Genomic DNA, 9,885 nt, shown 5'->3' on the forward strand with positions numbered 1-9,885 from the left:
ACGTCACGCCCCGCGCGGGCGGCTCATCCCGGTCAGGTCGCCCAGCAGAATCGCGGCGGCCTTCTCACCGCTTTCCATCGCGCCCTGGATACCGCTCATGGAGGTGGCCTCGGAGGCCAGCAGCACGCCGGGCAGCCGGGTGGCGTGGCCGGGCAACGTCGCGGCGTACTCGGGCGGCTGCGGGTACTGCGCGAAGGGGATGCGGTCCACGGCCAGCAGCCGCAGCGCCTCTGTCCCCGCCCCGTACCAGCGCGACAGCTCCCCGCGCACGCGGGCATCCAGCGCCCCGTCGTCCAGGTCGGGCACACCGTTCACGGCCACCGTCAGGAGGTGCTGTCCGGCAGGTGCCCGCCCCGGAATGACCTGGCTGACCCACTGCGCGTGGTTGACCAGGCCACCCTCTTCGGCATTCAGCAGGAGCCGGGGCTGCTCGTCCAGGGGGCGGGAGGCCGCGTAGGACAGGGCGGTGCTGCCCAGGTGCCCGCGTGACAGTGGCTCACCCGTCAGCCGCTCGGCCGTGTCGGCGTCGGTGGCGACAATCACCTGCCGGGCATCCAGCTCGCCCGCGGAGGTCACGGCGGTGAGGTGGCCCTGGCCCCCCACGTCGCCGTGGGGCAGCAGCCGCGTGACGCGCACCCCGGTCGTCACGTCCAGCCCCTGCGCGAGCTGGGCGGGAATGGCCGCCATGCCCGCGCGGGGCAGGGCCGTGCCGCCGTCGAGCAGCATCCGGAAGTAGTACCGGAAAAGCCGCGCGCTGGTCTGGAGGTCACGCCGCAAAAAGATGCCGCCGAAGAAGGGCCGGAAGAAGTGGTCGAGCGCGCCCTCGCTGAAGCCCTGGCGGCGCAGGTAGCTCCCCGTCGTCTCGTCGGGGCCGACCAGCAGGGTGTGGGGGGGCGGGAGGCGCAGGCGGGCGGCCAGGCGCGCCACCCGCAGCTTGTCGGCCAGGGTCAGGGCGCGGCTGCCCAGGGTGCCCGGCAGGCTGGCGGGGTCGCGCAGGGGGTCCCCCAGCACCTCAGCCCGACCGCCCCGCCGCACCACGGCCGCAGGCGGCACCGGCACCAGATCCAGTGCCTCCAGGTTCAGGTGCCGCCGCACCGCCGGATACGCGGGAAACAGCACCTGATAGCCCACGTCCAGCGTGAAACCGCCCACCTCGCGCGTCGTCACGCGTCCGCCCACATGTTCCGCCGCCTCCAGCACCCGCACCCGCCGCCCCGCCCGCGTCAGCACCTGCGCGGCGGTCAGGCCCGCCAGCCCCGCCCCTATCACCAGAATGTCCTGCATGGGCCGAGGGTAGCGTTCGGCAAGGTTCATGGGTATGGGTTCAGCGGTAGAGGTTCAGGGGCCGCGCTGGGTCGTCAGCACCTGACCTGCGGCGTCGGTCACGTCGAAAGCGTAGGCCTGGGGCTTGAGCACATGCCAGTTCACGCGCAGGTCAATGCAGGCGTCGGGCAGCGTCACCAGGCGCATCGGCGGATACTGACCGTCATCCTGGCGCAGAGACTCCAGCACCCGCGCGAGTTCGTTCGCACAGTTCTGCCCCGCGGCCTGCTGGACGGTGGCGACGCTGCCCTGTCTGGCCCGCAGCGCCCGCACCTGCGCCTCCAGCGCCGTGACGCGGGCGGCCAGCCGGGCATTCTCCGCCCGCGCCTCCCGGTCCTCGCAGCCGCTCAGCAGGCCCGCCAGCAGCAGGAGGGGCAGGACCGCACGCTTCATGGCCGCAGGCTAACGCCTTCCCCCCGCCCGGACGCCGGGCGTAAGAGAACGGTCAAGGCGGGGCGGGTCGCGCCGGGCAGCGGGGCTACGGCTCCTTGCCACCTTCCTCTCCCACAAGCACCTGCTGGGCAGTACAGGTCAGGCGGGCAGGACATGCGGAACCGCTTTTCTCTTCTGGCATGCAGGCAAGCTCCGCTTGCCACCCCTCTCCCCGGCCCTCTCCCGCAAAGGGAGAGGGAGAAAAAAGGCCGCTTACTCGCCCCTTTCCCAGAGAACACCCCGGCCCTCCTACCGCTCCAGCACGCTCACCACTTCCACGTGGCTGGTCTGGGGGTAGAAGTCGTGGGGGGTGACTTCGCCCAGACGCCAGCCGCGCCGGGTCAGGTCGCCCACATCGCGCGCCCAGGTGGCGGGGTCGCAGCTCACGTACACCAGGCGGTCGGCGGTGCTGGCGTGGATGTGGTCGCGGGCTTCCGGCTCCAGGCCGGCGCGGGGCGGGTCCACCACGATCACGTCGGTGCCCAGTTCGCTGAAGCGGGCGGCGTCGCCACTGCGGTAGGTGACGTTGCGCTCGCCACTGACGGCCACCGCCTGCCGGCCACGCGCCAGCGCCTCGGCGGAGGAGTCCAGCACGGTCACGCGGGTGAAGTGGGGGGCGAGGTGCCGCCCAATCGCGCCCGAGCCGCCGTAGAGGTCCACGGCGTGCAGGCCGCTGCCGGCCAGTTCCGCCGCGTGGAGGTACGCCAGGCCCGCCGCCTCCGGGTTCACCTGCGCGAAGCCAGTCGCCGTCACGCCCACCTGCACGCGCCCGAACTGCTCCTGCACCTCCGGCTCGCCCGCGATCAGGCGCACGCCCGCGCCGAAGCGCCGCCCGGCGGGCTGGGCCAGGCTCACCCCCGTCACCCCGGCGTCGAGCAGGTGGTCGGAGGCCCGCAGGAACGCCTTCGGCTCGCCCGCGCCAATCAGGGCCGCCACGACCTCGCCGGTCAGGCGGCTGGCGCGAAAGGCCACCTCGGTCGCCGGGTCGAGGTGTTCGGGGTTCAGGCGGTCGATCACGGCCTGAATCTGCGTCATCACCAGCGGGTCCTGGCCCACCACCAACGGGTCACGGCCGCGGCGCTCGCGGTAGGCGAGGCCCTGGGGCGTCACCAGGTACTGCGCGGTATTGCGGTAGTGCCACTCGTGCGGGCTGGCGACCGTCTCGGCCACGGGCGCGCGCAGCTTGGCGATGCGTGAGAGGGCCTCTTCCACAAAGCCGCGCTTGTAGGCGAGCTGCGCGGGGTAGGCCGCGTGGGCGAGGTCCACGGTGGGCAGGTCGGGGGCCGCCACGCGGTCGGGGCTGGCACGCAGCACCTCGCGGGTCACGCCCTGGCGCACGCCCCGGCCCGCGCGCACGCTCGCCTCGACGCGCTCGCCCGGCAGCGCCCCGCGCACCAGCACCACGCCGGACTCGTCCCGGGACAGGCCCAGCCCCCCGGCGACAAGTTTCTCGATTTCCAGCGTGATCAGAGCTTCAGGCATACGGGGCATAGGGTAGCGCGCCCGGCCCCCGGCGAAGGGAAGGCGGGACGCGAAGTGCCCGTGGAGCTGCGCCGGGGCCTGTGATACCAAATTGCGTTGATTCCTTGGAATCAACCGAGCGGACTGGCACAGCTGAGGAGTGGCGTCCCCAGGGGCGTCCATTCACGACAACGGCGCAGCAGAGCGAGGAACAAAAACGACGGGGTTGCGGCGATGGAACCGCCCAGTGTCCAGAGCCGCCTCTGGACACGCTTTCAGGGCGGGCAGGAACATCTGGCGCTTTCCCAGATGTCCGGGAATCAGAGCAATCCCGTATGACGCGGCGAGGCCGGGCGTTGCTTTAAAGTCGGGGCAGAGCCGCCCCCGTAGCCGCCCAGTTCCCACGCCGCCGCCCCCGCCCCGGCCCAGCCGCCCACACTCCAGCCCCAGGGAGCCACCTTGAACCGAACCCGTACCGTCCCCGAAATGCTGGAGAACCTGTGGACCCGGCCCCCGGTCCGGCTGCTGGTCTACCTGCTGCTGCTGGTGCTGCTGTTCCTCGCCGCGCGGCGGCTGGCGAGTGTTCTGGTGATGGTGGGGGTGGCCTACGGTGTGGCCTACCTGTGCAACCCCCTGCTTGCCCGGCTGGAAAAGCGGGGGCTGGCGCGGACCTGGGGCGTGCTGCTGCTGCTGCTGGTGTTCCTGGCAGTCGTGGCGCTGCTGTTCTGGCGACTGGTCACGCAGGTGAGCAGCTTCGTGGAGGGGCTGCCCGCGCTGGCCGACCGCCTCACCGCCCTGCTGGACGCGGCGCTCGACCGCGCGGGGGGAGGCTCGCTCGCGGACGAATTGCAGTACCGTCTGGCCCTGTACGTGCAGGCCAAGGCCCAGGAAATCTCCCACAACATCGGCCCGATCCTGGACCAGATGCTGTTTTCCGGCCCCTCGCTGCTGGGGCGGCTGAGCGGCATCCTGGGCTGGCTGGGGCAGGCGGGGCTGGTGCTAACGCTGGCGCTGTACTTCGCCCTGGATTACGAGCGGGTCGGGCGCGGCCTGCTGAAGGTCTTCCCACGCGACTGGCAGCCCACGGTGGAACGCCTCTCGGAGGATGTCAGTGTCTCCTTCGGGCGCTTTATCCGGGGCCAGTTGCTGACCGGCCTGGGTGTGGGCACCCTCGCGGGGCTGGGCCTGCTGCTGCTCAAGGTGCCCAACCCGCTGGCGCTGGGCCTGCTGACCGCCGTGCTGTACCTGGTGCCCTTTGTGGGGATGGTCCTGGCGACCATTCCGCCGCTGCTCCAGGCCGTTCCGCAGGGCACGACCACGCTGGCGCTGGTGGCCGGGCTGTATTTCATCCTCAACCAGATTGGCGGCAACGTCCTCGGGCCGCTGGTGATGGGCCGCACCACCCAGGCCAACCCGGCGGCCCTGATGGTGGCCGTCCTGATCGGCCTGGGCCTGGCCGGGGTGTGGGGCGCGCTGCTGGCCGTGCCGGTCGCCCTGCTGCTGCAACGCTGGACGGTGCGCTACTGGCTGCCCAGCCGGGCCTACCAGGGCCGCATCGGGCAGCGGGACGGGGGACAGCGGCGCGAGGAACAGCGGGACAGGCAGGACGCCTGACCCCTACCCCTTCCGCTCGGCCAGCACGCCGGTACAGCCTCCCCAGATCAGGTGCGCGACAATCATCAGCGCGTTGCGGCGGGCAGGGTGTTCGGTGGCCGGAGACAGCAGGCCGGTCGCGGGCAGCAGGCCCAGATAACTGCCGCTCCAGACGAAAAGACCCAGGCCCATCCCCTTCACCAGCGGGGACCCCGGCAGGGACCGCAGCGGCGCATACAGGGCACCCGCCGCCGCGCCATAGGCGAAGTGGTTGACCACGGTCGCCACCTTCAGGACCGGCTCGTTCCCGGCCACCGCGTCCAACCCGACCGCCTCGGCGGCGTGTTCGGTGATCTGCTCGGGCGGCAGCGGGTACCGCTCGCGCCGGGGCAACAGCCAGTGTTGCGCTGCCAGCATCCAGGCCGACATGGGCAGGGTCGCGGCGCAACCCGCAGCGGCAGACTTCAGGTAGGGATTCAGCCTCATATCCGGAAGCATGCCCGGAAGGGGCGTGAGAGGGGGTGGGGGCTGGCCGGCGGAGCGTTCACACTTCCGCCCCGAACATTCCCAGCGTCTCCCGCACGAGCAGCCGCCACTCCTCGTCCGTGGGCTGATGGGCCATGCCGGGCAGTTCGAGCAGGCACGAGCCGGTGGCCGCCGCGTAGCTGCGTCCCTCGGCGGGCGGGCAGAAGCGGTCCTCCGTCCCGACCACCAGCAGCGCAGGCACGCGCAGACGCGCGACGTGGCGCAGGGGCGAACCTTCCACCCACTGCCGCTCGGTGAGAACGGCGTCGTAGTAGCGGCGCAAAATCCCCAGCGAGGTGGTCCGAGCCGTGCGGCGCAGGTCCGTGGGCGCACTCACGGCGACGACCCCACGCGCGGCGCAGGGCGCAGAAGCCGCCAGCAGCGCGACCAGCCCGCCCATGCTGAAGCCCAGCAGCAGGGCGGACGTGACGCCGGGTTGCCGCCCCAGCCAGTCCAGCGCCCGCCGCATATCGTCCGCGCCGCTGCGCCCGTAGTCGTCGCAGCCGCCCGACCCCCGCCAGCCGCGCTGCGAGAGGCTCAGCGCGTGCCACCCCGCCTCCCGGAACAGCCGGGCCGGGTGCGCCATATGCGAGGCGTCCTGGCCCCAGCCGTGCAGAAGCAGAACGGCGGGGGCGGGTCGGGACTGCATCCAGTAGTAACCGCCCAACGTCACGTCGCCCAGCGGGAGCGTGAGCCGGGCAGCGTCGGGCAGGGGGGGGAGGTCCAGGCCGGGGATGGTCATGGGTTCCATTCTCCTGGCGGCTATGCTGGGGTGATGTCCCCCGCAGCGTCAAGGCTTCCTGCCGCACCCCGACAGTGGAGGCATGAAAAAGACTCTGACCCTGCTGTATGCCTGCGCCGCCCTGCTGCTCGCCGCCGGCGACAGCAAGACCGGAAGCACCGACACCAGCACCAGCACGACCACCACCAAAACCTTCGACTCGGCCGGGCAGACCCAGGGCACGACGACCACGATCACGACGATGCAGGACAATAAGTAAGCGTTGAGTCGTGCGGCGTAAAAAGAGGGCCGAAGCTTTTTGCCCTAGCCCTCTTTTTCATGGCTCATAGCTCACGGCTTCCCGCCCCGAACCTCAGCCCTCCTCGTACTCCAGATACGTGTAGCCCAGCAGTTCCTCGCCGTAGTCCTCCAGCAGCTCGTTTTCCTGCCCGGCGGCCAGGGTGCCCGCCACCAGGGCGTCGTCGGCCTGATCCTCGATGGAGTCGCGCAGCATGGGTTCCTCGTAGCCCATCGACTCGATCATGCGACGGGCCTTCTGGCCGCGCACGAAGAGGTCGATGTGGAACTTCCCGCCGGGGAGGATGGTCACGTGTGCCTCGCTGACCTTGCCGAAGAGGTTGTGGGCGCTGCCCAGCACGTCCTGATACGCGCCCATCAGGAACGCGCCCAGGTAGTAGGGCCGGTTGCCGGGTTCGTGCAGCGGCAGCGTGGCTTTCACGTCGCGCAGGTCGATGAACTTCTCAATCTTGCCGTCGGAGTCGCAGGTGATGTCCACCAGCGTGCCCTGGCGGGTGGGACGCTCGTCCAGGCGGTCGAGCGGCACAATCGGGAAGAGGGCCTGAATCGCCCAGTTGTCCGGCAGGCTCTGGAACAGCGAGAAGTTGCAGATGTACTTGTCGGCCAGCACCTTCTGGAGGTCTTCCAGCTCGTCGGGCACGTACTTCTCGCCCTGAATCAGCCTCGCAATCTTACGCAGGATGGCGTTGAACAGCGCCTCGCCACGCGCGCGGTCGTTGAGGGTCACGTATCCCAGGTCGAAGAGGTTGTGCAGCGTCTGCTTGTCGCCCACCGCGTCGTTGTACATCTCGCGGTAGTTGCGGGCGCTGATGTTTACCAGAATCTCTTCGAGGTCCTTGACGATCTGGTGACTGTCCTCGCTGGGGGCGGCGAGTTCTTCGAGGTCGCGGGTGGGGCCGGTCACGTCCACCACCGGCATTACCAGCACGGCGTGGTGCGCGGTCAGCGCGCGGCCCGACTCGCTGATGATGGTGGGTTCGGGCACCTCGCGCGCCTTGCAGACCTCCTGCACGGTGTACACCACGTCGGCGGCGTACTCGGCCACGGTGTAATTCATGGAGGCGTAGAAGGTGGTCTTGGAGCCGTCGTAGTCCACGCCCAGGCCGCCGCCCACGTTGAGGTACTTGAGCTGCGCGCCCGCCGCGATCAGGCCCGCGTAGGTCTGGGTGGCCTCGCGCACGGCGACCTTGATGCGGCGGATGTCGGTGATCTGCGAGCCGATGTGGGTGTGCAGCATCACGAGAGAGTCGAGCATGTTCTCCTCGCGCAGCCGCTCCACCACCCGTAGCAGCTCGTAGGCGTTCAGCCCGAACTTGGCCTGATCGCCGCCCGATTCCTCCCACTGGCCGGAGCCGCGCGCGTGCAGCTTGAAGCGCACGCCGATAGCGGGCTTCACACCCAGCGCGCGGGCCTGCTTGAGGATGCGGTCGAGTTCGCTGTACTTCTCGATGGTGATGACCACGTTCTTGCCCAGCGTGCGGCCCCACAGCGCGAGCTTGATGAAGCCGTCGTCCTTGAAGCCGTTGCAGCACAGCAGCGCGTCGGGGTTGAGTTTCTGCGCCAGGCACAGCGCGAGTTCGGCCTTGCTGCCCGCCTCCAGCCCGTGCGCGTACTCGTACCCGGCGGCGGCAACCGTCTCGACCACCACGCGGCGCTGGTTGACCTTGATCGGAAACACGCCCTGGTAGTGCCCGCTGTAGCCGTACTCGGTGATGGCCTTGCGGAAGGCGTCGTTCAGGTGCTTCACCCGGCCCGCGATCACCTGCGGAAAGCGCAGGATCACCGGCAAACTCTCGCCGCGCTCCACGATCTCGTCGATCATCGGGCGCAGGGGCGCGTGCACGCCGGGCGCGGGGGTCACTTCGACCTGGCCCTCGCCGTTCACGCGGAACCAGCCGCCGCTCCAGTTGGGAACCTGGTACAGCTCGGCGGCGTCAGCAACAGAAAAAGAGGGTGAAGTCGTCAATTCAGGCGTCCTCCGTGGGTAAGGTAGGCTCGCCGTGCGCGGGGTCGGAGGGGGGCCGGCAGAACGCGGGCCGCTCACGGACGCCGTGCGAAACCGCCGCGCATGATACGGCACGGCGCGGCGGGGTGTGGGGGGCCGGGTGGCAATTGGGCGAGCGGCCAGCCGCCAGCTTCCAGCGGCCCGCAAAAAATGTTCTGGCTGGCGGCTGGAAGCTGGTCGCCCAACAACAAAAAGGAGCGAGGCTTTTACACCTCGCTCCCTTCTCCTGGCGGTCCGGACGGGATTTGAACCCGCGACCTTCTGCGTGACAGGCAGATATGCTAACCGCTACACTACCGGACCAGCACTGGCCCGAGGCCAGCGGAGAAGAGGTTAAAGGCCGGGACGCCGGAAGTCAAGCCGCGCTACCCTGCGGGGCATGACAGCACAGGACGGCAGGGTCATCTTCACGCGCGGGGGGCAGGCAGAGAGTGTCCACGCCGTTCATCTGGCGGTGGTGGACGCGGCGGGGCAACGCCTGGCCCACTGCGGCGACGCGGACCTCGTGACGTTTCCGCGCAGCAGTTCCAAGCCGGTGCAGGCGCTCCCGCTGGCGCTGGGCCTGCCCGAGTTGCCGGGCGACGAACTCGCCATTGCCTGTGCCAGCCACGCCGGCACACCGGAACATCTGGCGGTGGTGGAGCGGTTGCTGGCGCGTTCGGGCAGCACGGCAGAAGACCTGCGCTGCGGCACGCACCCGCCCTTCGACCCCACGGCGGCCGCCGAGCTGATTCGCCGGAACGAGGCCCCCACGCCGCTGCATCACAACTGCTCGGGCAAGCACGCGGGGATGCTGCTGGCCTGCGTCCAGAACGGCTGGCCGCGCGAGGGGTACACCGAACACGCCCACCCGCTGCAAGTCCGCATCCGGGAACTGCACGCGGAGCTGGGCGGGGTGGCGCTGGACGACGTTCGGCGGGGCACCGACGGATGCAGCGTGCCCGCGCTGGCGCTTCCGCTGCACGCGGCGGCACGCCTCTTCGCGCGGCTGGCGGCCCCGGCGGGACCACTCGCCCCCGCATTGGAAAGTGTCTTTCAGGCCATGACCGCCCACCCCTTCCTGATCGCCGGACCCGGACGGCTGGACACCACGCTGATGCCGCTGGTCCCCAGCCTGGCCGCCAAGATGGGGGCGGAGGCCTTTTACGGGATGGCGCTGCGGAACAGCCCGCGTGGCCCGCTGGGCATCGCCTTCAAGGTGCAGGACGGCGGCGAGCGGGCGCGGCCCCACGTCGCCCTCGCCGTGCTGGAGGCGCTGGGCGTGCCTGTCACGGCGCAGATGCGTGCCCTCGCCCCCGCCACCCTGCACAACTGGGCGGGGCGGGACGTGGGCACGGTGGAGGTCGAGTTGCCGCTGGTATGGGGTTGAGAAATCGGGCTGGTCGAGGGTTCAGGGTAATGACGCGTTGTAGCGGTGGATGAAGAGCCAGAGGAGGGTTTCGAGGTTGGCCTGTTTGCGACAGAAGGAGAGACTTTTGCGCACCAGGTGGGCCAATCTCAGACGTAA

At 70.1% G+C, this 9,885-nt stretch carries 9 protein-coding genes and 1 tRNA gene; 3 read left to right on the forward strand and 7 right to left on the reverse strand.

Annotation, left to right across the window (positions count from 1 at the left end; all coding sequences use genetic code 11):
• Positions 1–3 precede the first annotated feature (3 nt).
• The 3 genes from ABEA67_RS07400 to ABEA67_RS07410 form a co-directional block, all read right to left on the reverse strand.
• The gene (locus ABEA67_RS07400) at positions 4–1,284 is read right to left on the reverse strand and encodes an NAD(P)/FAD-dependent oxidoreductase (RefSeq protein ID WP_345463158.1); all 1,281 of its coding nucleotides are present in this window, start codon (positions 1,282–1,284) and stop codon (positions 4–6) included.
• Positions 1,285–1,338: 54 nt separating this feature from the next.
• Positions 1,339–1,716 (reverse strand): hypothetical protein, encoded by a 378-nt coding sequence (locus tag ABEA67_RS07405; protein ID WP_345463161.1) that lies wholly within the window; start codon positions 1,714–1,716, stop codon positions 1,339–1,341.
• A 288-nt stretch (positions 1,717–2,004) separates the two neighbouring features.
• A complete protein-coding gene (locus tag ABEA67_RS07410; RefSeq protein WP_345463164.1) occupies positions 2,005–3,237 on the reverse strand; it encodes a class I SAM-dependent RNA methyltransferase in 1,233 nt (410 codons plus the stop codon).
• Between the two features lie 438 nt (positions 3,238–3,675).
• Between ABEA67_RS07410 and ABEA67_RS07415 the strand changes: the two genes are divergently transcribed.
• The gene (locus tag ABEA67_RS07415) at positions 3,676–4,830 is read left to right on the forward strand and encodes an AI-2E family transporter (protein WP_345463167.1); all 1,155 of its coding nucleotides are present in this window, start codon (positions 3,676–3,678) and stop codon (positions 4,828–4,830) included.
• A 3-nt stretch (positions 4,831–4,833) separates the two neighbouring features.
• On the opposite strand, the gene ABEA67_RS07420 is transcribed toward ABEA67_RS07415, so the two are convergent.
• On the reverse strand, positions 4,834–5,295 hold the full coding sequence (locus ABEA67_RS07420; protein WP_345463170.1) for a DUF1440 domain-containing protein: 462 nt from the start codon (positions 5,293–5,295) through the stop codon (positions 4,834–4,836).
• Positions 5,296–5,353: 58 nt separating this feature from the next.
• Positions 5,354–6,076 (reverse strand): alpha/beta hydrolase family protein, encoded by a 723-nt coding sequence (locus ABEA67_RS07425; protein WP_345463173.1) that lies wholly within the window; start codon positions 6,074–6,076, stop codon positions 5,354–5,356.
• Between the two features lie 82 nt (positions 6,077–6,158).
• Between ABEA67_RS07425 and ABEA67_RS07430 the strand changes: the two genes are divergently transcribed.
• On the forward strand, positions 6,159–6,335 hold the full coding sequence (locus tag ABEA67_RS07430) for a hypothetical protein (protein WP_345463176.1): 177 nt from the start codon (positions 6,159–6,161) through the stop codon (positions 6,333–6,335).
• A gap of 93 nt (positions 6,336–6,428) precedes the next feature.
• On the opposite strand, the gene speA is transcribed toward ABEA67_RS07430, so the two are convergent.
• Positions 6,429–8,339 (reverse strand): biosynthetic arginine decarboxylase, encoded by a 1,911-nt coding sequence (speA, locus tag ABEA67_RS07435; protein WP_345463178.1) that lies wholly within the window; start codon positions 8,337–8,339, stop codon positions 6,429–6,431.
• 266 nt (positions 8,340–8,605) lie between these two features.
• Positions 8,606–8,681: transfer RNA gene (locus tag ABEA67_RS07440), tRNA-Asp, on the reverse strand.
• A 76-nt stretch (positions 8,682–8,757) separates the two neighbouring features.
• Here ABEA67_RS07440 and ABEA67_RS07445 point away from each other — a divergent pair.
• Positions 8,758–9,747 carry an asparaginase gene (locus ABEA67_RS07445; protein ID WP_345463181.1) on the forward strand — a complete coding sequence of 330 codons (990 nt, stop codon included), beginning with the start codon at positions 8,758–8,760 and terminating at the stop codon, positions 9,745–9,747.
• The last annotated feature ends 138 nt before the right edge of the window (positions 9,748–9,885 follow it).

Origin of the sequence: Deinococcus carri, from assembly GCF_039545055.1 — a bacterium.
Lineage (GTDB): Bacteria > Deinococcota > Deinococci > Deinococcales > Deinococcaceae > Deinococcus > Deinococcus carri.